A 23,634-nucleotide genomic window follows, 5' to 3' on the forward strand; every position below is an offset into this window, starting at 1 on the left:
CTCTTAAGCGTTTTATTTTTGTGAAAAAATTTTTATAGTTTGTCACAAACTTCTATTAATTTCAGTTATATAGATTGGAAAGGGGGGGCAACTTTGACTACACGAGATCCATCAAAAGAGCGAGCTGATATAGATATTGAATCAATTGTGGAGCAAGTTCAATCAGGGGACACGCGTGCCTATGCAGAAATCATTTGTTGTTTTCAAAAGCAAATTTATATTTATTGTTACTATATGCTAGGAACTAAAGAGGAGGCGGAGGATGCTTCGCAAGATATTTTTATTAAGGGATTAGAAAATATTCATAAATTTTCTTATACGGTCTCCTTATCAGCTTGGCTTTATAAAATTGCTCATCATCATTGTATTGATGTCATAAAAGCAAAAAATAAGGGCTATAAATTTTGGCTAAATATGAAGCAAGAACAGGTGAAGCAGACACAGACACCAATGCCTGAATATGATGAAATGATACATAGGCTACTGGAAAACTTATGTGTAGATGAAAAAAGGATTTTATTACTTCGTTCTATTGAAGAGTATAGCTTTGAAGAAATTGCTGCCATTATGGATTTGAAAGCAGCTACAGTAAGAAAAAAGTATGAACGATTACGGAAAAAAATAATAAAGGAAAATAAGTTAGGAGGTGGATTTTATGAGCATTCATTTAAAGCAGAAGGATAAAGAAATGACACAAATAGAGCAGCTAATTCGTGAAACACCTGTAGAAGTTGATTTGGTTGATCGTGTAATCAGTAAATATGAACGTAACGAGCAGCCACAAATAGTAAAGTACCCGAAGAAATGGCACTATAAAGTTGCTTTTGCAACAGCTATGCTAGCTTGCCTACTAGTTATTACACCATTTATTTCACCAACAATGGCTGCAACGTTTAAACAAGTGCCTGTACTATCCTCAATTTTCCGTCTCGCTGGTGATTTGGGGTTGCAGATGGCTGATGAAAAAGGACTTTCTACAAAACCACAGGCAAGTATGACACAGGAGGGGTTTACATTAAGTGTATCGGAAGTAGCATATGACGGTACACGTGTTTCAATTGCTATTGAACGCCCCTATAAAGAAGATGAGAAAGAAGCTTTAATGGATTGTATCAGTAATTATAATTTGTTTATAAATGATGAGCCTATTAATTCTTTTGCTCCGAGTGAGTCCAATTCTATTAGTCCTTTTATGTACTCTGGTAAAGATAATGCTTCTGCCATTATTGAATTTTCCGATCTGAGAAATCAGGGAGGGCAGCCTTTCCCAGAGCAATTTGATTTAACCATTCAAGCTTTTGTCAGAGGTATAGAAGACCCCATTGAAATTGATATTCCTGTGAAAAATAAAGTGAAAGACTATGTAGCTTTAGCACCAAATATAAGTCGACAATATGACAATATTCATCTGACTCTTGAAAAGGTCAAGCTAACACCAGTTACAACAAGTATCACAACACGAATGGTTTTAACTGATAATTCAACGTTCACTGGTAATTTAACACTACTAACAATGGGGATAGATATTATTGATGAGTATGGTCGTGAAATTGAAGTAATTGGAGGAAACGGTTGGAACGCTACCAATGGAAACATTCATCTTGATGATCTTCGATACACTCCTTTTGAATCTGTTCCAAAAACAATAACCTTAAAACCCTATATCCATCTTTTCAAGGAAAACGAAAAAGGTATGTTTCAATTGGATAAAAACGGTTATCCAAAAATTCGATATATACCTGAATTAGAGATCACTATACCAGTTCAACCATAAAAATAATTGAGAAAGTGTAGTAAAAGCTCACTTTCTCAATTTTTATTTTTCTATATTTATATAAAGTAGATGGATATTCAGTTATACTAGCAAAACAAGGCTTTTGAATAATCTATAGTATATGGAGTATATATAAAGAATAAGTTTTCAATCCTAAGAAATAAAGGGGAATAGAAGATGGCAGTAACGTTAGTAAGGCATGATGTGAAGTATGCTGAGGCTATGCATGCGTTGTCTTCTATGCCACAGGTTCGAGATGCCCTAGGCTTACCTGCTGGCAAGGTAGAAGACACAATTCATTTTATTAAGCGTGAACGTATAGATGAAGAAGAAGGTAAGACCGTCCCTCGTGTGATTTTAGATGAGGAGGGGCAAGTCATTGGTGTGACATCATTAATGTTTATCGATCGTCATAAAAAGAGCTGTCATATCGGCTCTTGGCTTGGCTATCAATTTTGGGGGAAGGGCTATAATCTTGAAGCAAAAACGGCTATTTTAGATATTGCGTTTTTTGAACTGGGATTATCACGTGTATTTGCAGGAGCCCGAAAGGTTAATATCCGTTCGCAGAAAGCACAAGAAAAGCTACCTTTTGTTCGATTAGGAGTGGAAAAGGATTATCCTGAGGAGCATTCGTGGTTAGAAGTGAAGGAAAAGCAACCATGTGTGTTAAATGTTTTTGAACGAGAAGATTATGTCCGTTATCGAACATCCCTAGAAAAGGTAGAAGGGAACCGAGAAGCTTTTTTACCTCAGCTTTTATTAGCGGATGAAAGTGAAGTGGCGGTTCGAAAATATTTAGATAAGGGTACATTATATAAAATTAATTGTGGAGAACTGCTAGTGGGAGTGGCATTAGTTATTCCTCAATCTGACACTACAATTGAATTGAAGAATATTGCTATTGAAACCAAGTACCAAGGGAAGGGAATAGGCAAAGAGATATTACGACAACTTACTGAAAAATGCCGTAAGGAAGGCTATCAGGTAGTGTTGGTTGGAACGGCGAACTCAAGTATTGATAATATCGCTTTTTATCAAAAAGCAGGCTTTCGCATGGAGGCTATTGAAAAGGATTTCTTCAGTCATTACCCAGAACCAATTTATGAAAATGGTATTCGTGCATTGGATATGATTTTCTTTACAAAACAATTATAAGCAACTTCATAAAAAAATACCCGTTCAACAAATGTTGAGCGGGTATTTTTATTTACCGAGCAGTAGCGCCATTAATTTTTCCTTAGAATGAAGGAAATCGTCCAAGGTGTATTGATCTAACACGTTCAAATAGGCTTGCAAAGCTTCATACAGTACACCTTTTAGTTGACATTCTGGAGCTATTTTACATAGGTTATTCTCTTTATCGAAACATTCTACAAGATGAAAATCCTCTTCTGTATGACGAACAATTTCACCGATGGTAATGGTTTTTGGATCGATAGCAAGGCGAATACCACCGCCGCGTCCACGAATTGTTTCAATGTAACCTAATAATCCAAGCTGGTGTGTCACCTTCATTAAATGGTTTTTCGATATATTATAAGCATCTGAGATCTCTTGAATAGTTGATAATTGACCATCTTCCTTTGCGCCTAAATAAATAAGCGTGCGCAGAGAGTAGTCCGTGTATAAAGTTAAGCGCATCCGAACACCCTACTTTCTATAATTCATAATAATTATAGCATTTTTACATTGAAGTATAATATCTTCAACCTATTTTTAAAGATGTATTTAGAATACATCAAATATGTCTATTTTGTTAAAGATGTATTTTATATATTGCTTTAAGAGAATGAAAGCGTTATATTGTAATCACGAAAGGATGGTAAGCGATATGTTAAAACAAGAAACAATTCAAATTATTAAAGCAACAGTACCTGTATTAGAAGTTCATGGTGTTGAAATCACAAAGACATTTTACAAAAATATGTTTCAAGCTCATCCAGAATTACTAAATATTTTTAATCACACGAACCAAGAACAAGGCCGTCAGCAAACAGCATTAGCTAATACTGTTTACGCTGCAGCAGTTCATATTGAAAATTTAGAAGCAATTTTACCAGCAGTAATGCTTATTGCACATAAACACCGTAGTTTAGGAATTTTACCTGAACATTACCCAATCGTGGGTGAAAATTTATTAAAAGCGATTAAAGAAGTACTTGGTGATGCAGCAACTGATGACATTATTGGTGCATGGGCCGAGGCATATGGCGTTATCGCAGATATTTTCATTCAAGTAGAAGAAGAGTTATACCAAAAAACTGAGAACAATGGTGGATGGCGTCTATTTAAACCATTAAAAGTGGCGAAAAAAGTTGTGGAAAGTGACTTAGTAACTTCTATTTATTTTGTAAATGAAGATGGATCACCACTACCAACTTATGAACCAGGTCAATACATCTCTATTCGAGTGAAAGTGCCGGGAGAAGAGTATTTAATGAACCGTCAATATACACTATCACAAGCGAGTGCAGAAGATGGCTATCGTATTTCGGTGAAACGTGAAAGTGACCATACGCCAAATGGTAAAGTATCAAATTATATTCATGATCACTTACAAGTTGGTGATTTAGTAGATGTAAGTGCTCCAGCTGGATTATTTGTATTAGAAGAAACGGCTGCACCAATTACATTTGTAAGTGGCGGTATTGGTGTAACACCTTTAAACAGTATGCTGCAATCTTTAAATGATAATGCAGAGAATGAAGTGAACTTTATCCAATGTGCTCGTAATGAGAAGGTTGTAGCGTTCAGCGATGATATTCAAGGGAAAGTAAACGTATTACCGAATGCATCCTATACAGCTTTATACTCTGATGAAGACAAGCTTATTACAAAAGAATTGCTGGCTGAAAAAGTAGCTGATAATGCAGATGTATATGTATGTGGCCCTGTAGGCTTTATGGAAGCGGTTATTAAAAATTTACAGGAAATTGGCGTGAAAGATGAAAAAATTCACTATGAATTCTTTGGACCGGCCATGCAATTAGCTAAATAAAAAATAAACTCCCTGCTATGAGTAATAACTCGTAGTAGGGTTTTTTGTTGAATAATAAGGAAGCAGATAGATGAGTTTTAAGCAATATAGAGAACATTATGCCTTGCAATTGCAGCATCTTAAAAAAGATTGAAGCTTTATATTGACAATATACCTATAGGGGTATAATATAAAACTCGTAAGGAAGTTCAATCTATCGTTTGAAAGGGGGCATAACAGAATGGCGTATGGCTCAAACACTGCAAATCGTGTGAAACGTATGGAAGGTCAAATGCGCGGTATTTTACGCATGATGGAAGAAGATCAAAGTTGTAAAGATGTGATTACACAGCTATCTGCCGTGCGTTCTGCTGTTGACCGGACGATCGGTGTCATTGTAAGTGAAAATTTATTAGATTGTGTATCGACTGCTGAAGGCAATGCTGAAAAAATGAATGCTGCTATCCAAGAGGCGATGGATTTGGTCGTGAAAAGTCGATAACTTAATATACCCATAATCGTATAAAAAGGAGGACTGATCATATGGAAATATGGATTATTATTGTGCTTGTGGCAGCCTTTTTCGTTTGGCGAATGAAGCCTGTGAAGGGCGTTCAATCAATTTCTACAGCCCAATTAAAAGATATGCTGAATGATAAGGATAAGATATTTATCGATGTACGCACGCCTGCTGAGTATAAAGGTCGGCATATTTCGCAATTTAAAAATGTTCCGCTTGGATCGAACTTTGAAAACCTACCGAAGGATAAAGAGATCGTAGTTATATGTCAGAGTGGCATGCGAAGTAGTCAGGCTTGTAAGCAACTGAAAAAGCAAGGCTTTGATCGTGTTTCTAATGTTCGTGGTGGAATGAGTGCATACTAGGAGGAGAAAAAGGTGAAAGAAATTACAGCCAAAGAAGTTCAGCAAATTATGGAGCAAGGTGGGAAGTTGAATCTTATTGATGTGCGAGAGGTAGATGAAGTAGAGGCTGGTCGCATTCCAGGCGTTATTCATATCCCACTAGGTTTATTAGAGTTTCGACTACCTGAATTAAATAAGGGAGAGTCGTATATTATGGTTTGTCGATCAGGTGGACGTAGTGCTCGGGCTACTCAAATATTAGAAAGTAATGGCTTTAATGTAACTAATATGATTGGTGGTATGTTAGCTTGGGAGGGAAAAGTACAGTTATAGATTAAATCTATATTTTTTTGAATAAAAAAATACCCTTATAGGTATATGGAGGTTATGGAAAGTATGAAGGCGGATTTTCAGCTAGATGCCAAGGGCCTTTCTTGCCCGATGCCGATTGTGAAAACAAAAAAAGCGATGGCTGATTTAGTAGATGGTCAAGTTTTAGAAGTAGCTGCGACAGATAAAGGATCAAAAGCTGATATTGCGGCATGGGCTGAAACTGTAGGTCATCAGTATATTGGTACTATAGAAGATGATGGTGTAATGAAACATTATATTCGTAAATGTACAAACGACCAAATTGAAGAAATGACGTTTGATCAAACAATTGATTTAGAGCAAATCACAAGTCGTAAAGGATTAATTCTAGATGTACGTGAGGAAGCGGAATTCGCTTTTGGGCATATTGCGGGAGCAAAATCGATACCAATGGGCGAACTGGAGACGCGACTTTCTGAGCTTGATAAAGAGCAGGAGATCTATGTTATTTGTCGTACTGGAAAACGAAGTGACATGGCTGCGCAAAAGCTGGCTTCACGTGGTTTTACGAAAGTATTTAACGTCTTACCAGGAATGACATCGTGGTCAGGCGATTTAACAAAAAATATTTAAATTGGAGGAATTTTATTATGTCGAACAAAGTAGCAATCATTGCAAGTAACGGTGGTTTATTTGATGCGTATAAGGTATTTAATATCGCAACAGCTGCGGCAGCTTCTGAGAAAGAGGTAGCTATCTTCTTTACATTTGAAGGTTTGAATCTAATTCATAAGCAAGGTATGCATGTATTACCAATGCCCGCTGGAGCAGAACACTATGCTGAAGGGTTTACAAAAGCAAATGTGCCAGCTATTCCTCAACTAGTGGAAATGGCACAAGAATTAGGTGTGAAATTTATTGCTTGCCAGATGACGATGGATGTTATGGGTTTAACTACTGAAGATTTCATCGAGGGTATTGAAGTGGGTGGAGCTGTAACGTTCCTAGAATTCGCGAAAGACGCAGCACCGTCACTTACATTCTAGTGACCTACCTATAAAAGCGGAGAGGGCACCCCTCTCCGCTATAAAAAACGTAAAAATAATACCAATGGGGGTAATTGAGATGTCAATTCAAAAATGGAGCGCGTCACAAGTAGCTAAAAAGGTTATTCACAATGAAGAGTTGTTTATTTTAGATGTTCGTAATGCGGATGCATTCGAAGATTGGAAAATTGATGGCCATCGTTTTGAGTATTTAAATATACCGTATTTTGAACTGTTAGATGGTATTGATAATATTTTACCGAATATCCCAACTGATAAAGAAGTATTAGTCGTTTGTGCAAAAGAAGGATCGTCTTTAATGGTCGCTGAAATGTTAGCTGAGGCAGGTATTGAGGTTGCCTATTTAGCAGGAGGTATGAAATCCTGGAGTGAATATTTAGAGCCGATTAAAGTAGGTGATTTAACAGGCGGTGGTGAGCTTTATCAGTTTGTTCGCTTAGGAAAGGGGTGTCTGTCTTATATGGTCCTTTCTGAAGGTGAAGCAGCTATTATTGATGCTGTACGTTTTACAGATGTGTTTATAAACTTTGCAGAACTTAAAAATGTCCAAATTAAACATGTTTTTGATACACACTTACATGCTGATCACATTTCAGGTGGGCGCCATATCGCAGAGATGACAGGTGCAACCTATTATTTGCCACCTAAGGACGCTGAGGAAGTTGTGTTCCACTATACACCATTAGTTGATGGAACGACTGTTCAAATCGGTGCATCAAAAATAGATGTAGGAGCTATTTATTCTCCTGGTCATACAATAGGTTCTACTTCATTTGTTGTTGACAGCAAATATTTATTAACAGGAGATATTTTATTTATCGACTCAATCGGACGTCCTGATTTAGCTGGCCTTGCTGATGACTGGGTTGGAGATTTACGAGACACGCTTTACAAGCGTTATCGAGAATTGTCTGATGAACTTATTGTCTTACCAGCACATTTTATGATTATTGATGAGCTGAATGAAGATGGAACGGTTGCAAGACGACTAGGGGATTTATTTGTACAAAACCATGGATTAAATATTCAAGATGAAGCAGAATTTAGACGTGTGGTAACAGATGAATTACCTCCACAACCCAATGCTTATCAGGAAATTCGTCAGGTGAATATGGGGAAAATAACACCTGAGTTAGATCAGCAAACAGAAATGGAAATTGGACCAAATCGCTGTGCAGTACGATAAAACATGCTAAAGTGCAATGAGTATGCATGTATGCTTATTATATGTAAAGTTCGTGAATTGAAGGCGCTCATCCTTCATGAAGATATAAAACAAGAAGAACCGGCAAAATCGCTTACAACCTTTGCCGAGTCGAAGGAGAATATGATGAAATCAAGTTTAAAACTAGATGCAAAAGGCCTTTCTTGTCCAATGCCTATTGTGAAGACAAAAAAAGCAATAGATACCCTAAAGTCTGGGGAAGTTTTAGAAGTTCAGGTGACAGATAAAGGAGCTTTAGCGGATATTCCTGCTTGGGCAAAAGCTGGAGGTCATATCATTTTAGATCAAGCTGAAGAAGCTGGCGTCATTACATTTTTCATTCAGAAAGCATAGGGCTGATTGAGGGTTGTCTATTACAGTAGAACAACCCTCCTTTCACTTTGTTGAATACAGCCAGAAAGAAGGAAAAATAAATGGATATTGCATGGATCTTAACCATTTTACTTATTGGTTTTCTCGGTTCATTTGTATCAGGGATGTTAGGTATTGGCGGTGCCATCATTAATTTCCCAATGCTATTATATATACCGCCATTACTAGGATTTGCGGCCTTTTCAGCACATGAGGTGTCAGGGATTAGTGCGATTCAGGTACTTTTTGCTGCTCTTTCTGGTGTTTGGGTCTATCGCAAAGGTGGGTATTTAAATAAATCACTCATTATCTATATGGGGAGCGCCATATTAATGGGAAGCTTTGTAGGTAGCTTCGGTTCGAAATTTTTATCAGAGTCAGGTATTAACATTGTCTATGGAATTCTTGCATTAATTGCTGCTGTGATGATGTTCATACCGAAAAAGCAAATTGATGATAAACCAATGCAGGCTGTTACATTTAATAAACCATTGGCGGTCCTATTAGCTTTCGTTGTTGGTATAGGTTCCGGGATTGTGGGGGCAGCTGGTGGATTTTTACTAGTACCTATCATGCTTGTGGTCTTAGGAATTCCTACTCGTATGACTATTGCGTCAAGCCTTGCTATTACGTTTATCTCCTCAATAGGAGGTACCATTGGTAAATTAATGACTGGACAAGTGGAATATTACCCGGCGCTCATCTTGATTGTATCAAGTCTAATAGCTGCTCCTCTAGGTGCGAGAATAGGGGGCAAGTTAAATACAAAATTCCTACAAATTATTTTAGCGATTCTTATATTAGCAACAGCTATTAAAATTTGGGTGGATATATTATAAAGGGGGTATGGTAATGAAAATAGAAGTCTTCTCTGATTTTACATGTCCATTTTGTTATATTGGCAAGCGAGAACTTGAACGGGCAATTGACATTGCAGGCTATACAGGACGAGTAGAAATAGAATATAAAGCATTTCAAATAGGCCCAGATAATCCGAAAGCGAATGCACCATCTTTTTATGAGGCGCTGGCTAAAAAATATGATGTCACGCTAGAAGAAGTGAAAGATATGGTTGAAGGTATAGCTTTGAGAGCAACGGAAGTTGGTTTGCATTATGATTTTGCTAAGATGAAAACAGCGCATACAGAAAAGGCTCATCGTTTAGCGAAATGGACGCAGCAATTTGGCAAAGCGACAGCTTATACGGAAGCACTAATGGCTGGTTATTTTAAAGATGGTGAAGATTTAAATAAAGATGAATTTTTATTAAAAGTTATTGCGCAATTAGATTTGGATAGAAGAGTAGCGGAGAGAATCTTAGCTTCAACTGATTTTAGTGAAGAGCTAGACAAGGATCGCTATGAAGCACAGCAACTTGGCGTGCAAAGTGTACCGTTCTTTGTATTTGAAAACCGTTATGGTATTAAAGGGGCTGAGCCGAATGAAGTGTTTGTGCGGACTTTGCATCAAGCTGCGGAAATAGCTGGTATTCAGCCAACAGTATCGATAAATGGTAATGGAGAATCAGCATGTGCTGATGGACAGTGTAAACTATAAGACTAAAAGGTGTCGAGTGCGAATTTGTACTCGATGCTTTTTTGTTTCGAAGTATATGGATACTGCAAGAGGTATTAAGTCTTGTTTTCTGTGTTATAGAACAAAATTAAATGTATAAATTAACCATTTTTATCATCTTAATGGTTCTATTTTGTGGTAGTGTGAGAAAAATCACATCCAATAAATTGTTATGTTGCTAAAATATAAGTGAGAATACAAAGGGGGGTATTATAGATGAAACCTATAGTAGCAGGAGTAGCAGGAACAGTACTGTTAGCAGGCGCCATTTTTGTTGGGACGTTTGTCAGTGACAAAATTACAGTTGATTCGAATGTAAGTGAGAAAGAAGCGACAGTGCAAACACAATTACCAACAACAGCAGCTGCTCAGTCAGTGGTCTATGCTCCGCCAAGTATTGAAGAAGTACCAGATGGTCCAATGAAAGAAGCAATATTAAATGGCTATGAACTTGTTAATAACACGCATGTTGCGGCAGATGAATATGTGGGCAACCAATTATCTTGCACAAGCTGTCATGCTGGTGCAGGCTATGACGAGCAAGCCTCATCATTAGTAGGTGTAATGGCAAATTATCCACAGTATATTGGACGCTCAGGTGGTGTGGTTACAATAGAAGAGCGCATTAATGGCTGTATGGTTCGTAGTATGAATGGTAAAAAATTCGAAATGAATAGTGATGAACTAGAGGCTATGGTGGCGTATTTCGCTTATATTTCTGAAGGTGTTCCGATTGGAGCAAAACGTGAATGGGCGGGCACTAGTGATATGAAGAATGTGCCGATTCCAAATGTTGCAGATGGTGAGGAGCTTTATGCACAGTCCTGTATAGCCTGTCATGCAGCTGATGGCGCAGGAACTGGTGCTAATACTGGTCCGGCTTTATGGGGAGATGATTCATTTAATGATGGCGCAGGCATGGCACGTATGTCAAAAATGGCTGGTTATATTCAAAATAATATGCCGATAGGTGCAGCGGGGACCTTAACAGATCAAGAAGCTGCAGATTTAGCTGCCTTTATTTTATCGCAGGATCGTCCAGAGTGGGCAAACCATGAAAAAGACTGGCCAAAAGGCGGGCGTCCAAATGACATCATGGATAAGGAAAAACGTGAACAAGTTAAAAATGGTACGATTGACTGGGAAAAAGTTTTGTCTACAAACTAACGAAGAAAAGGGATGCTAATAATCGGCATCCCTTTTAAGTTATTTAAAATTATAAGCAGTTACTATTTTATCTCTGTTCGTTGTGATATCTGTAAAATATTCATATAAGCTAATCCCAAGGAATGACCCACTTACATTAAAGACGTTAGAAAAACCGCTATTTTGAAGGGTCATAACAGCATTATAGCTACGCTGACCGGATCGGCAATGCACATACACTGCTTGATCCTTAGGGATTTCATCCATTCTTTCTCGAAGTTCACTTAGAGGAATATTGTGTGCATGAAGGAGATGACCGGATTCAAATTCATTCTTCTCGCGTACGTCTAAGAAGTAGGCTTGATTTTCAATGAGTGTTCTCACTTCATCAACTTTTACTTGTTTGAAGTGTCCATGTAATTGATTTTGAGCTACAAGAGCTGCCAAATTAACAATATCACGGGCAGTGCTAAACATTGGAGAATAGGATAGCTCCAGCTCCTTTAAATCTTCTAAAGTACCGCCCATTGTGATGAGGGTTGCTATTACATCAATTCGTTTATCTGCATTGCCTTTACCTATAGCTTGGGCTCCAAGGATTTTACCCGTTGGTGTTTCATAAACGAGCTTAAAGTGAAGCGGATTACTATTTGGCATTAAGCCTACTTTATCAGGAGCTATCAGATAAACACTTTTCGCCTGAAAGCCATTTGCTAGAGCTGTTTTTTCGTTCAAACCTGTTGTCGCACATGCGAGTTCAAAAATTTGTACACTTGAAGATCCAATAACCCCTTTATTGTGATGAGGGATGTTATACATATGATTAGCTGCAGCACGAGCTTGTCGCTGAGCGGGGCCGGCTAAAGCAAGTCGTGTCTTTTTATGGGTAAGTTGATGGAATACTTCAATCGCATCTCCCACAGCGTATATAGAAGGATCGGATGTCACGTAATTAGCATCAACTTGAATGCCTCCGAGTTCACCGATAGTTAGCCCGGCTTCTTTGGCTAAGTGGATTTCAGGACGAACGCCAATCGCTAATACGACTGCTTGTGCTTTCAAATGTTTGCCTGAGTTCAACGTCACATTATTTGGCGTAACCTTTGCAAGGCCGTCATTGACAATAACTTGAACCCCTTTATCAGTCATTTCCTTGTGTAAGATTTGAGCCATATCATAATCAAAAGGGGCCATAATTTGTTGGCCAAATTCAACTAGAGAGACATTAAAGCCTGCTAGCTTCAAATTTTCTGCTACCTCTACACCAATGAAGCCTCCGCCGACCACGGCAATATCCTGTACATTCTCTGCTTGTAGATACCGATTTAAACGGTCAATATCAGCCACGTTTCTAATGGTAAAGACGTGCTTAGAATGAATGCCCTCTAAGTCAGGGACGATAGGACTTGCTCCTGGGGATAAAATTAACGTATCGTAACTTTCCTCATAATCTCTATTCGTTTTTAAATCCTTAATGGTGATGGTTTTTTGCTCTCTGTTAATACGTACAACTTCTTGTTGAACACGAGCCTCTATATTGTATTTTGTTTGAAAGCCTTGAGGCGTCATTAAAATTAATTTGTTGCTATCTTCAACAATCCCGCTTAAATGGAAGGGTAGAGAGCAATTAGAGAATGAAACATTTGGCCCCTTTTCAAACATAATAATTTCTGCCTTTTCATCGAGACGACGAATACGTGCCGCCGTGGATGCACCACCTGCAACGCCACCTACTACTAAAAATTTTTTTCTCAATTGATAAACACTCCTTTTCTTAGTAAATACTTATTAGGGTATTTAAAAGCATTTAAATGAAGGTTTTGCTTCTGAAAATAGGTGAATAATATAGTTTAAATACTACAAATAAATAATATACCCTTATAGGTATTTTATCAAGGTATAGAACTAATATATTTTTTGTTGTGTTCCTCGTTCAAGAAAGTTGGTGCACAAATTTGCTATACTAACGGTAGTAGGAAATGGAAATGGCTTAGGGGGTGACACTGTTGATCTTTTTGAAATTTTTAACCCAAATCCTCATAGTATCGGGTTTGATTTATATTGTAAGTGGACGATTAATTGGCTCGAATATTAATTTTGTGCGAAGAGTGCTGTCAGTCGTTATTAGTGTGACATTAACCTCTTTTGTATACTGGTATTCTTATCTGCGCCATACAGATTTTTTATCAGAAACGATGATGCAAACAGTAACTGAGGTAAGCACACTGATTTGGATCGGTAGTATGCTACTCATTTCGATGTTGCTTTATTTGGTATTTGAGCTTTTTGACCCTAGCGGCATTACGAATGGAGATCGCCGTCACGGCCAAAAATCTTTACTATTGCGATTGCGTAGCTATTGGCGACAGCAGAAACGCCTGCGTCAGGTATTAAAAATTGCTGTTACAAATGGTGTCGTACAAACGATTAAATATGCGAGGCAACGAGAAAATGAAAAAGAGCTTGCAATTGCTTTGCGTGCAACTTTAGAACAATGTGGTGGGATTTTCATTAAATTTGGCCAAGTGCTTTCCACACGAAAAGAGCTTTTTACACCTATTTTTATTGATGAATTAGAAAGGCTGCAGCACCGAGTAAGGCCTTTATCAGAGGAGCAAGTGAAACAAATTTTAGAGAGGTCTCTTCCGCAATCAATGGACGAAATATTTAGCCAATTTCAAATGGAGCCCATTGCAGCAGCCTCTATTGGCCAAGTGCATAAAGCAAGGCTTAAGGATTATGAAGAGGTGGTAGTCAAGCTATTGCGTCCAGAAGTAAAAGGTATTATGCGCGATGACCTTGAAATTTTAGAGGAATTTGCTAATTGGCTATCCACAAAATCAACCTGGGCAGAATCATTGGGCTTTAGAGAGTTGGCTGGGGGATTTGCAGATGGACTACGTGAGGAGATTCATTTAGATATTGAAGTACGTAATACGCTACAGGTGAAGAATGCACTGGCGAAAAGCGATTACAAGGTTCGAATTCCTAAAATATTTACGCCTTACAGTAATGAAAATGTTATTGTGATGGAGTATATTCGTGGACAAAGTGTGGCAGATGGGGCATCTGAATTTAATCGTTTGTCTATTGATCGTAGGCAGTTTGCAAGAACCGTCCTCTATTCATTTTTTGAGCAGATGCTATTCTCTGGTATTTTTCATGCAGACCCACATCCAGGAAATATCCATATAGATGAATCAGATGGCACACCAGTCTTACTTGACTTTGGCGCAGTAGGACGTCTAGGTGCAACACAGCAAGAAGGCTTAAAGTTATTTTTGATGGGCATTCAACTAAATGATTCAAGCGTTTTATATGATGGCTTAACATTATTAGTGGAAAATGCTGATCATGCAGAACGTGCGAGAATGGAACAGGCAATCGACCAAATATTACTGAAAATTTCCTATGTTGACCGTATACCTACTGAAGAATTAATTCACGCCCTGTTTACAGTGGTAAGAGATTTTGGACTTGCATTTTATCCAGCGGTGGGATTGGCTCTCCGTTCCTTAGTAACGTTAGATGGCACATTACGGGTAATAGATTCACGTTTTGATATCTTTACAGAGGCAAAGGATTTTTCTGCTACATATATGCGTGCCTCTTTCCTTAAACCTTTTAAAGAACCGATGGCAACTAAGGAGCGGCTGCAAGAAGAATTATCTATGCTTATACCGACTTTGCGTAAAATGCCTAGAAGAGTCGATCAGCTCATTCAGCGAGTTGAAAGCGGAAAAATCATTTTACATCATGATGTCTTTTCGGATGAGCATAATGCACGTTTTATTACACATTTGTTTTCTCAATTTGTTTTGCTGCTGGTGGGTATAACTTTTGGTATTATATCTGTCGCTCTTTTAGCAATATCACAATTTATCCATGATTCTTATGCGGTCTATTTGAACACAGCAGCATATTTAGGTTTATTTTTATGTGCCATTTTGTTAGTGAGATTATCTATACAAGCATTAAGGTCAATGAAGCAATAGGTAGGGAATTTTTTCCCTACCTTTTTTCTTTGATACCCTCAAATATTACAAAAACATTACAAAAGATCTACTGGGTCTAATGTCGAATTAGCTAATAGTTTCCCTGTGTAGAAGAAAAATGTGTTTTGTAGAATAATGTAGTTTATAGGCGAATGTTACAGAAATATTTCGAGTTTTACTAATGTATTAAATAGACATGAAATAGTATAAAAGTTATGTAGAAAATGCTAAACTTTAAAAGGCTAAAATAAATATAAGAACATTTAATTAAAATAGAAATCGTTCAAGTGATTACATAGAATATCGAGAGCGAAATTGATAGATGAAGGGAAATGAAGGTAACGTGGCTAAGCGTAACAAATGGCGTAAGTCGATGGTGCTAGCATTAGCACTAGCTGGCGGCTTATTATTTAATACAATTCAACCAACAGAAGTACATGCCGAAGAAACATCTCAACAAATGATTGAGAAAAAGGCAGAAATAGATGCACAAATTAAAAAATTACAAGAAGAACTAACGAAACTACAACAAGAGATCGACGCAAAAGTAAAGGTATTTAAACAAGTACAAGCTGATATTAAAGAAGTGGATGCTAGTATTGTTGAAACACAAAAACGCATCGAGCAACGTTCAAAAATTTTAAGTGAACGTATGGCTGCATACCAAGCGCAAGACAACACTGTAGGTGTTTATTTAAACGTAGTGCTTGAGGCAAAAAGCTTTGCAGATTTAATGGATCGTGTCGTAGCGGTAAAAACATTAATGGATGCTGACCAAGAATTAGTGGATCAACAGGAAGCAGATAAAGCAAGCTTAGAGCAACAAAAAGCTACATTAGATGAAAAACAAAAGGAACTTCAAAAACAATTCCAAGAGCTTCAGCAAAAAGAAAGCGAAATGGAAGTGAAGAAAGCTGAGAACGAAGCGAAATCACTTGCATTAAAAGCTGAAATTGCAACGAAACAAGAAGAAGAACGTTTAGAAGCAGAGCGTAAAGCAGCTGAAGAAGAGGCAGCTCGTTTACGTGCACTTCAAGCAGCTACACCAGTTATACAAGCAACTCAAAATAATGGTGGAGGCGAACCACAAAAGATTATTGTTGGGTCAGGAGCTGGCACTGTTTCTTCAGGAGATGCCATTTCAACAGCTAAACAATTCCTAGGACGTCCTTATGTTTGGGGTGGTAGCAACCCATCAACAGGTTTTGACTGTTCAGGTCTTGTACAATGGTCATATAAGCAAGCGGGTGTTTCTTTACCTCGTACAGCATCACAACAATATTTAGCAACACAACGCATTTCAGCAGGTGAAGCACGTGTTGGGGACTTAGTGTTCTTCAGCTATGGTTCAGGGGTTGCACACGTAGGTATTTATTTAGGTAATAACACAATGATCGACGCTCAAAACAATGGTGTCGTAATTGAGTCACTTGATTGGTGGAATCAATACTTAGTAGGCTTTGGACGTATTCAATAGGCCTCACTATTATATAGACGGTTGATATAAGAAAAAGGTCATCTTTGTAGAGAAAAATATACAAAGATTGACCTTTTTATTTTGCATTTCTTTCAAAAGAAACAAGACGACTACGTCTATTCTTGAAAAGAGATTTCCCTGCATACTAGATTGATATTAAATTTTAAAATTTACTTTGATGACACCTGTCTCTTTCAACGCAATAAAGAAAATAATAACGAATGGACCAACAAGTAAACCGATAATACCAAATAACTGTAGACCTATGAACATGGAAATTAATGTTGGTAAAGTGGACAAACCGATATGGTCTCCCATTAACTTAGGCTCGACTACTCGACGAATAATAAGTAAAATAGCAGCTAAGATGAATAATTTTACAGCTATAGAGGTGTTTCCCATCAATAGGTGGTAAAGCCCCCATGGCGCTAGAATAATGATAGAGCCTAGGAATGGTACAATATCTATTAACCAGATAATAACCGTCATTGTTACTGCGTATTTCGGTTGGATTAATAGCAGTCCAATGAGTGTGACGCCTCCAATAATAAAGCTTACAAATAAGTGAGCCTTCATATAGCCAAATGTAGCATCTTTTAAGCGATTTAAAATAATTTTTATCTTCTTTGCTGTATTGGGCTTTAAATATTTATAAGTGATTTGCTTTAACTTAGGCAAATCAAGCATAAATAGGAATAGCGCAATCATATAAACGAGAAGACTGATAAATAGGCTGGGTATCTCTGAAAAGAAGGCAGAAACTTTGCTATAATTAAAGAAGCTTAAAAAGGATTCTTCAACTTTCTTTATGAAATCCATTGTGGTTTTTTGAAGCGAAGCACTTACTTCAGGTGGAAAGTCTTCTGTGTATTTAGAAATATTTTCTTGCATATGAAGCCACATATCTGATAGCTTGGAAATATAATAGGGAGCTTGCTTAGATAGTAAAATTATTTGTGTCATTATTTGTGTAATGGATAGATAACAAATAATAGATATAACAATAACACTCACTATGTAAATAAAAGCAACTGCTATTTTCCGTGACATTTTCCATTTTCGTTTAAAGAACATGACAATGGGTTCTAAGAAAAATGCACTGATCCCAGCAAGTATTAAAGGCATGGACACTGGGATAACAAAATAGGCAGCTAGAAGTAGGGATATTATCACAATCAACCGAAAAATCAATTTCCTAGCATTAAATTTATTCATAAACTCACCTTCTTTGCGAAAAAAATTAAGTTAAGTGTACCATAAATCAAATTTTATTACGTTCTGAAACAATAAAGGTAGGGATGAATTATGGAAAAAGAGATTTTGCAACTTTTTAGTAATCTAACAGAGCATGATCGCGATATTCAATATGAATCTTACGAGGAATTAATGAAAATTATGCAGGAACCTGTAGATTGGACATATGCAGTTTGGGAACAGCTAATAAAAGCACTTACATACAATAATGGTTATTCTCGTGCACGTGCTGCACAAATTTTATGCGCTTTAGCTGCAAAAAGTGATCCAGAAGAAAGGGTCTTGGAGGATTTTTTAAAGATTTGGGCTGTGACTTACGATGAACAATCTGCTACAGCAAGGCATGCATTACAGGCCATTTGGAAAATTGGACAGGCGGGTCAAGTACAAAGAGATTTGGTTGTATCGTATCTAGCTAAAAGATTTCAAACATGTATAGATGAAAAACAGCCATCTCTTATTCGTCAGGATATTATTATGTCATTTAAAAAGCTATATGATCAAACAAATGACTCGAAATTATTAGATATTGCCCATCGTTTAATTAATGAAGAACAAGATGCTAAATATAAAAAGAAGTATAAGTCAGCCATCCGTTCAAAGTAGCGAGGTGGTGTTTTTTTGTGCAAATTCTTTGATGAACGGTAGAATAGTCAACTATAATGAATGAAAAAAGGGGATTATAGCATGAGCATTTATAATTATCTAGTTCGGAAGCCTAATGGCGAAATTTTATCAATGGAAACATATCGTGGAAAAACAATGTTAATTGTTAACACGGCAAACCAATGCCGATTTACATATCAATTTGAAGACTTACAGAAAATGTATGATAAATATGGAAAAGAGAATTTTGTAGTTCTTGGCTTCCCTTGTGATCAATTTGGCCATCAAAATCCTGAGGATGGAGAGGAAACTAAGCATCTATGCAAGGTAAACTATGGGGTCACATTCCCGATTTTTGAGCTTGTACAGGTAAATGGAGAGGCTACACATCCACTCTTTAATTATTTAAAGCATGAAGTGAATTACCGAGAGTTTGGGAAGGCAAGTATGCAGGAGAAAATGTTGGCAGAAGCAATTGTTCAACTTGCCCCAAGCTTTTTAGATGGTCGTAACATTCGCTGGAACTTTACAAAATTTCTAGTAGATGCTAATGGTAAGACCGTCGCACGCTTTGAACCAACAGATTCACAGCTCGATATTGAACAAGCAATTGAAACACTACTATAGTAAATTTCTTAATAATGTAAAAATTTGTTGGAATTTTCTCTTCTAGTGTTACTATATTTTAAAATTGAGTACAGCTATTTTTTCTGAATCATATATGATAAACTGCTTTACAAATGAAATATTCTTGCAGGATAAAGGTGCTAGTAAGCATAATCGGGAATCCGGTGAAAAACCGGAGCTGTTTCCGCAACTGTAAGTACAGCCATTATAAAGATTTACCACTGTCTCAAAGAAGATGGGAAGGTCCTTTATAACACATTCGTTTTATGTGACGAACTGTACAAGCCAGGAGACCGACCTTTATTTGAACGTATAAAAACTTCTCGGAAGCTAGGAGGATATACGGCAAATACATAGGCTTTGTCTAGTTTGATGGCTCAATCTTGTATTTTTGTCGTTCCTTTGCAAAAGGAGCGACTTTTTTTATGCCTTTCAAGTAAGAATTTTTCATTATAGAAAATAGGGGGGAAGCAAGTGAAAAAAGATGCCCGTTATTCTTGTTATCCATTTATGCGTGAGAAAGCTTCAACGGTTGATTTTGAAATTCGAACAGATAGCCTTACAACACATCTAGGAGTTGCATTAGCTGCGGTAAAAAAAGAGGATGTTCAAGTTGTTGCTGAGGATTTATTACTTATGTTACCTATGGCGTATCATGTGAATGGCTCAGTTCGTGGGAAATTAGCGGTAACTGAAGAGGATTTATCTTGGTTAAGTGAGCGTTATGATTTTTACGTTCGCCATGTGAAGGAAGAGATTCAAAGTTTTGTTTTACCTCAAGGAACAGAGGCCGCTGCAGCCTTACATCTTTGTCGCAGTGAGGCAAAAAAATCATATCGAACTTTACACAAAGTATCAGAAGAACGAGAGGTTCCTGCTATTCTTTTCGATTACCTTGGTTTATTAGCTAATGTATGTTTTGTCATGGCTGTTTTTATGAATCAGCAAGCTGGAATTTCTGAAATACCGTTTATTAGTAAATCCTACCCAATGAAAAAGAAAAAGGAGAATAACAATGAAGAAAGTATTTAATTTCCAATGGCTATCAGTGCTCTTACTTGCACTGGTATTAGCAGGCTGTGGCACTGCTGAAGATACAAAAAATAAAGATGCCTCGCAGGGTACACAACACGTAGAGAAAACAAGCTATAAAGTGACAGATGACCGTGGAGTGGAAATAGCGTTTAATGAAGTACCAAAAACAGTTGTATCTTTACAACCAAGTAATACTGAAATTTTGTTTGCTTTAGGTGTTGGCGATAAAATTGTAGGAGCAACTGAGTACGATACTTACCCAGAGGAAGCACAAAAAATTGAACGTGTCTCTGATACTACGAACTTTAACAGTGAAAGAATTATAGCGTTAAAGCCAGATGTTGTTATTGCTTATACAATCGGTGATAAGGATGCACTAAAGCCGCTTGAGGACGCAGGAATTAAAGTGTTTGTTATTCAATCTGCGACTACTTTCGATGATGTTTATGGAGATATCGAACAAATAGCTGCTGTGATGGATGTTGCTGATAAAGGAAATAAATTAAATGAAGAGATTAAAGCGAAAATTGCTGAAGTACAAACGAAGGTGAAGGACGTAAAAACGCCGAAAAATGTTTATTTAGAGGTTAGCCCTAAGCCAGACATATATACAGCAGGCTCTAGCACTTTCCAGCAAGAAATATTAGATGCAGCTAATGTTAATAATGTTTTTTCTGACTTGAATAGCTGGGCAAAAGTGAATGAGGAAGATGTTATTGCTAAAAATCCAGATATTATTTTAACAACAGTAAACTATACAGAAGATCCAATAGGAGAAATTCTTGGACGAGATGGTTGGAATACTGTGACAGCTATTCAAAACAAAGCGGTATTGTCCATCGATACAGATATCTCTAATCGACCTGGTCCGCGTATTGGTGAAGCTGTAGAATTAGTAGCGAAGGCTGTGTACCCAGAGTTATTTAAATAAGAAATGTTTCCATGCTAGCTGTCAGCCATTCAGCTAGCATTTTTTATGTGGTTTAAATTATTACCTAGCGTGAAAATTGGAATTAATGTAGTTTGTTCTTTAAAATAAAAGTAAGTATGCTTAATAATCTTAGGAGGTGTAGTGAGTGGAGCAATTAGAGACAAAGGTAATTCCATTTGAAGCAGTCCATAATTTCCGAGACATGGGTGGATATAAGACAAAAGATGGGCGTAGGGTAAAGAACGGTTTATTTTACCGCTCAGCTGCTCTTGGAAAAATGACACTGGCGGATAAAGAGCTATTTGAAACGTTAGGGATTAAAACCATTTTTGATTATCGCGATAACAATGAGGCGTATCATAATCCTAACCCAGTGTTCTCATATGCTCAATATATACAAATCCCAGCGAAGGGTAATCATGCTTTTGAAATGCCTACCAATGCTGGTGGTAGAGATTTCTATAAAGTGGTAAGCCCTGAGATGTTTCGAGATTTTTATGCACAAATGCCTTTTAACAATCTTTCATTTAAAGAGTTAATGCAAACGATTCAAAACCCTGATAATCTAGGTCTTGTACATCATTGCGCAGTTGGTAAGGACCGAACGGGTATTGGAGGAGCACTTATTTTACTAGCTTTAGATGTACCAGAGGAGACCATCATGGAGGACTATTTAGATACTAATATACATTTACGTCCAATGGTAGAAAGAATGGCTCAGGCTATTCAGCATCAGTATAATGAGCAAGAACTACAGCAATTTTATGCATTAATGTCCGCCCGTGAAGACTATTTACAAGCAGCATTGGATGCGATGGATCGTCGCTATGGTTCTAAGACTGGGTTTTTAGAGCAGGAATTTGGCCTAACAATTGAAAAACGAGAGCAATTACAATCCTATTGCTTAATTTAAAAAATGGCCCTTTCACACGATGTGGGAGGGATTTTTTATGTGGAAGCGCTGTATTCCTATAAATCTCTTTACAGTCTGAATATTTGTGATAAGATACAATAGATTTTTAAGAAAATATAGGAGAAGTGAAAGTATTGGCAGACACAATTAAAGAGACAAATAAGTTAAGTCTATTCCATTTAACATGGCCGATCTTCTTAGAAGTTTTTCTATTTATGTTGATGGGACTAGCCGATACTTTTATGCTCAGTGCTTTATCAGATAATGCTGTATCAGGAGTAGGTGCAGCCAATCAATATATCCATATTGCCATCTTGATTCTGGAAGTAGTGGGCAATGGTGCATCTATTGTTGTTTCCCAATATTTAGGCTCCAGACGCTTTTTTGAAGCGGCCAAGATCTCGGCGTTAGCGGTCACGATGAATTTGGTCGTTGGGCTTTTAATGAGTATTTTATTTTTCTTCTTTGCGAGACATTTAATGACAATGATGAACTTGCAGGGAGAAGTCCTCCACTATGCACAAAGTTACTTAGCCATCATTGGGAGTTTTATTTTCCTACAGGCTATTATTAATGCACTCGCAGCAATTATTCGTGTACATGGTTGGACAAAACAAACTATGTACGTTTCGCTTGGCATGAACGTCTTACATGTTGTGCTAAACTACGGTCTTATTTTTGGGAATTTAGGTTTCCCAGAGCTTGGTGTGAAAGGAGCGGCTATTTCCTCTGTCATTAGTCGCGGATTAGCCGTCCTAGTATTTTTCTGGTTGCTGTATCAGGTAATGGAAGTGCGTGTAAAGTTACAATATTATTTTGAGTATTCAAAGGAATATGTGAGGAAAATACTAAACATTGGTTTACCATCTGCGTTTGAACAGGTGCTTTATCAATTTTGCCAAATCATCTTTTTATATTATGCGACTTACTTAGGAGCAGAAACACTAGCAGCACGACAATATGCTATGAATATTTCGATGTTTACGTATTTATTTGCGATTGCCATTGGTACAGGAACAGCCATTATTATTGGTCGTCATGTAGGTGCAGGAGAAAAAGATGAGGCGTATCATCAGCTATGGAAAAGTGTCCGTGCAGCATTTGTTTTTACGATTATTATGGTTGCAGTCGTTACGCTATTCCGTAAGCCCCTTATGCAGGTTTTTACTGATAATCCAGAAGTCATTAAGATTGGGGCATCCGTGTTAGCATTAAGTATTTTACTAGAGACTGGTCGCACGATGAATATCGTTGTTATTAACTCTTTACGCGCTTCTGGGGATGCTAGATTCCCAGTGAAAATTGGTTTTCTATCAATGGTTTGCATGAGCCTGCCGCTTGGCTATTTATTTGTCTTTGTATTGGATTGGGGCTTGGTCGGAATTTGGCTAGCCATTTCAGCAGATGAATGGGTGCGGGCAATTATCGTATACTTTAGATGGAAAAGTCGTAAATGGGAGCGCTATGCTCTTGTATCACCAAACGACAAGAAGGAGGCATAG

General features: G+C 37.4%; 25 protein-coding genes and 1 riboswitch. Of the genes, 22 read left to right on the forward strand and 3 right to left on the reverse strand.

Annotation, left to right across the window (positions count from 1 at the left end; all coding sequences use genetic code 11):
* The first annotated feature begins 93 nt into the window (after window positions 1-93).
* The 3 genes from RCJ95_RS07545 to RCJ95_RS07555 all read left to right on the forward strand — a co-directional run bounded on the left by RCJ95_RS07545 (window position 94) and on the right by RCJ95_RS07555 (window position 2,932).
* Complete coding sequence (locus tag RCJ95_RS07545) at window positions 94-684, forward strand: RNA polymerase sigma factor (protein ID WP_257520708.1); 591 nt, start codon at window positions 94-96, stop codon at window positions 682-684.
* Entirely contained in the window at window positions 656-1,774 is a 1,119-nt protein-coding gene (locus RCJ95_RS07550) for a DUF4179 domain-containing protein (protein WP_446722097.1), read from the forward strand. The genes RCJ95_RS07545 and RCJ95_RS07550 overlap by 29 nt, the downstream gene beginning before the upstream one ends.
* Before the next feature lie 177 nt (window positions 1,775-1,951).
* Window positions 1,952-2,932: a GNAT family N-acetyltransferase gene (locus tag RCJ95_RS07555; protein WP_257520706.1), complete on the forward strand. Its 981-nt coding sequence runs from the start codon at window positions 1,952-1,954 to the stop codon at window positions 2,930-2,932.
* Window positions 2,933-2,980: 48 nt separating this feature from the next.
* Here RCJ95_RS07555 and RCJ95_RS07560 read toward each other — a convergent pair whose 3' ends face one another.
* Window positions 2,981-3,418, reverse strand: coding sequence for an Rrf2 family transcriptional regulator (locus RCJ95_RS07560; protein ID WP_004231845.1), 438 nt, complete (start codon window positions 3,416-3,418; stop codon window positions 2,981-2,983).
* A gap of 190 nt (window positions 3,419-3,608) precedes the next feature.
* Between RCJ95_RS07560 and hmpA the strand changes: the two genes are divergently transcribed.
* The 11 genes from hmpA to RCJ95_RS07615 all read left to right on the forward strand — a co-directional run bounded on the left by hmpA (window position 3,609) and on the right by RCJ95_RS07615 (window position 11,315).
* Window positions 3,609-4,775, forward strand: coding sequence for an NO-inducible flavohemoprotein (hmpA, locus tag RCJ95_RS07565; protein ID WP_221681533.1), 1,167 nt, complete (start codon window positions 3,609-3,611; stop codon window positions 4,773-4,775).
* A 220-nt stretch (window positions 4,776-4,995) separates the two neighbouring features.
* Window positions 4,996-5,256, forward strand: a complete 261-nt coding sequence (locus RCJ95_RS07570; protein ID WP_004231849.1) for a metal-sensitive transcriptional regulator — start codon at window positions 4,996-4,998, stop codon at window positions 5,254-5,256.
* A 41-nt stretch (window positions 5,257-5,297) separates the two neighbouring features.
* Window positions 5,298-5,639, forward strand: coding sequence for a rhodanese-like domain-containing protein (locus RCJ95_RS07575; protein ID WP_257520705.1), 342 nt, complete (start codon window positions 5,298-5,300; stop codon window positions 5,637-5,639).
* 12 nt (window positions 5,640-5,651) lie between these two features.
* Window positions 5,652-5,951, forward strand: a complete 300-nt coding sequence (locus RCJ95_RS07580) for a rhodanese-like domain-containing protein (protein ID WP_004231854.1) — start codon at window positions 5,652-5,654, stop codon at window positions 5,949-5,951.
* A 63-nt stretch (window positions 5,952-6,014) separates the two neighbouring features.
* On the forward strand, window positions 6,015-6,563 hold the full coding sequence (locus tag RCJ95_RS07585; protein WP_255601431.1) for a sulfurtransferase TusA family protein: 549 nt from the start codon (window positions 6,015-6,017) through the stop codon (window positions 6,561-6,563).
* Between the two features lie 17 nt (window positions 6,564-6,580).
* On the forward strand, window positions 6,581-6,976 hold the full coding sequence (locus tag RCJ95_RS07590) for a DsrE/DsrF/DrsH-like family protein (RefSeq protein ID WP_004231858.1): 396 nt from the start codon (window positions 6,581-6,583) through the stop codon (window positions 6,974-6,976).
* Window positions 6,977-7,055: 79 nt separating this feature from the next.
* Entirely contained in the window at window positions 7,056-8,183 is a 1,128-nt protein-coding gene (locus RCJ95_RS07595; protein ID WP_221681526.1) for an MBL fold metallo-hydrolase, read from the forward strand.
* A 144-nt stretch (window positions 8,184-8,327) separates the two neighbouring features.
* A complete protein-coding gene (locus RCJ95_RS07600) occupies window positions 8,328-8,555 on the forward strand; it encodes a sulfurtransferase TusA family protein (RefSeq protein ID WP_370635382.1) in 228 nt (75 codons plus the stop codon).
* Between the two features lie 80 nt (window positions 8,556-8,635).
* The gene (locus tag RCJ95_RS07605; protein ID WP_004231867.1) at window positions 8,636-9,412 is read left to right on the forward strand and encodes a sulfite exporter TauE/SafE family protein; all 777 of its coding nucleotides are present in this window, start codon (window positions 8,636-8,638) and stop codon (window positions 9,410-9,412) included.
* Between the two features lie 13 nt (window positions 9,413-9,425).
* Window positions 9,426-10,130, forward strand: coding sequence for a DsbA family oxidoreductase (locus tag RCJ95_RS07610; RefSeq protein WP_274770513.1), 705 nt, complete (start codon window positions 9,426-9,428; stop codon window positions 10,128-10,130).
* Between the two features lie 234 nt (window positions 10,131-10,364).
* Window positions 10,365-11,315: a c-type cytochrome gene (locus RCJ95_RS07615; RefSeq protein ID WP_221681523.1), complete on the forward strand. Its 951-nt coding sequence runs from the start codon at window positions 10,365-10,367 to the stop codon at window positions 11,313-11,315.
* 39 nt (window positions 11,316-11,354) lie between these two features.
* Here the strand turns inward: RCJ95_RS07615 and RCJ95_RS07620 are convergent, their stop codons facing one another.
* Entirely contained in the window at window positions 11,355-13,049 is a 1,695-nt protein-coding gene (locus tag RCJ95_RS07620) for an FAD-dependent oxidoreductase (protein ID WP_446722098.1), read from the reverse strand.
* A gap of 251 nt (window positions 13,050-13,300) precedes the next feature.
* Between RCJ95_RS07620 and RCJ95_RS07625 the strand changes: the two genes are divergently transcribed.
* Complete coding sequence (locus RCJ95_RS07625; RefSeq protein WP_221681517.1) at window positions 13,301-15,289, forward strand: ABC1 kinase family protein; 1,989 nt, start codon at window positions 13,301-13,303, stop codon at window positions 15,287-15,289.
* Window positions 15,290-15,611: 322 nt separating this feature from the next.
* Window positions 15,612-16,766, forward strand: a complete 1,155-nt coding sequence (locus RCJ95_RS07630; protein ID WP_004231877.1) for a C40 family peptidase — start codon at window positions 15,612-15,614, stop codon at window positions 16,764-16,766.
* A gap of 156 nt (window positions 16,767-16,922) precedes the next feature.
* On the opposite strand, the gene ytvI is transcribed toward RCJ95_RS07630, so the two are convergent.
* Complete coding sequence (gene ytvI, locus RCJ95_RS07635; protein ID WP_274770509.1) at window positions 16,923-17,981, reverse strand: sporulation integral membrane protein YtvI; 1,059 nt, start codon at window positions 17,979-17,981, stop codon at window positions 16,923-16,925.
* A 90-nt stretch (window positions 17,982-18,071) separates the two neighbouring features.
* Here ytvI and RCJ95_RS07640 point away from each other — a divergent pair, with 90 nt between their 5' ends.
* The 6 genes from RCJ95_RS07640 (at window position 18,072) to RCJ95_RS07665 (ending at window position 23,634) form a co-directional block, all read left to right on the forward strand.
* Complete coding sequence (locus RCJ95_RS07640) at window positions 18,072-18,626, forward strand: hypothetical protein (protein ID WP_202342270.1); 555 nt, start codon at window positions 18,072-18,074, stop codon at window positions 18,624-18,626.
* Window positions 18,627-18,707: 81 nt separating this feature from the next.
* On the forward strand, window positions 18,708-19,253 hold the full coding sequence (locus RCJ95_RS07645; RefSeq protein ID WP_009370639.1) for a glutathione peroxidase: 546 nt from the start codon (window positions 18,708-18,710) through the stop codon (window positions 19,251-19,253).
* A 118-nt stretch (window positions 19,254-19,371) separates the two neighbouring features.
* Window positions 19,372-19,569, forward strand: a riboswitch (cobalamin riboswitch).
* Window positions 19,570-19,727: 158 nt separating this feature from the next.
* A complete protein-coding gene (locus tag RCJ95_RS07650; protein ID WP_257520700.1) occupies window positions 19,728-20,285 on the forward strand; it encodes a hypothetical protein in 558 nt (185 codons plus the stop codon).
* Complete coding sequence (locus RCJ95_RS07655) at window positions 20,269-21,219, forward strand: ABC transporter substrate-binding protein (RefSeq protein WP_257520699.1); 951 nt, start codon at window positions 20,269-20,271, stop codon at window positions 21,217-21,219. The genes RCJ95_RS07650 and RCJ95_RS07655 overlap by 17 nt, the downstream gene beginning before the upstream one ends.
* Before the next feature lie 145 nt (window positions 21,220-21,364).
* Window positions 21,365-22,132: a tyrosine-protein phosphatase gene (locus RCJ95_RS07660; RefSeq protein ID WP_257520698.1), complete on the forward strand. Its 768-nt coding sequence runs from the start codon at window positions 21,365-21,367 to the stop codon at window positions 22,130-22,132.
* A 134-nt stretch (window positions 22,133-22,266) separates the two neighbouring features.
* The gene (locus RCJ95_RS07665; RefSeq protein ID WP_221681512.1) at window positions 22,267-23,634 is read left to right on the forward strand and encodes an MATE family efflux transporter; all 1,368 of its coding nucleotides are present in this window, start codon (window positions 22,267-22,269) and stop codon (window positions 23,632-23,634) included.

The organism is Lysinibacillus sp. BSL11 (assembly GCF_052928325.1).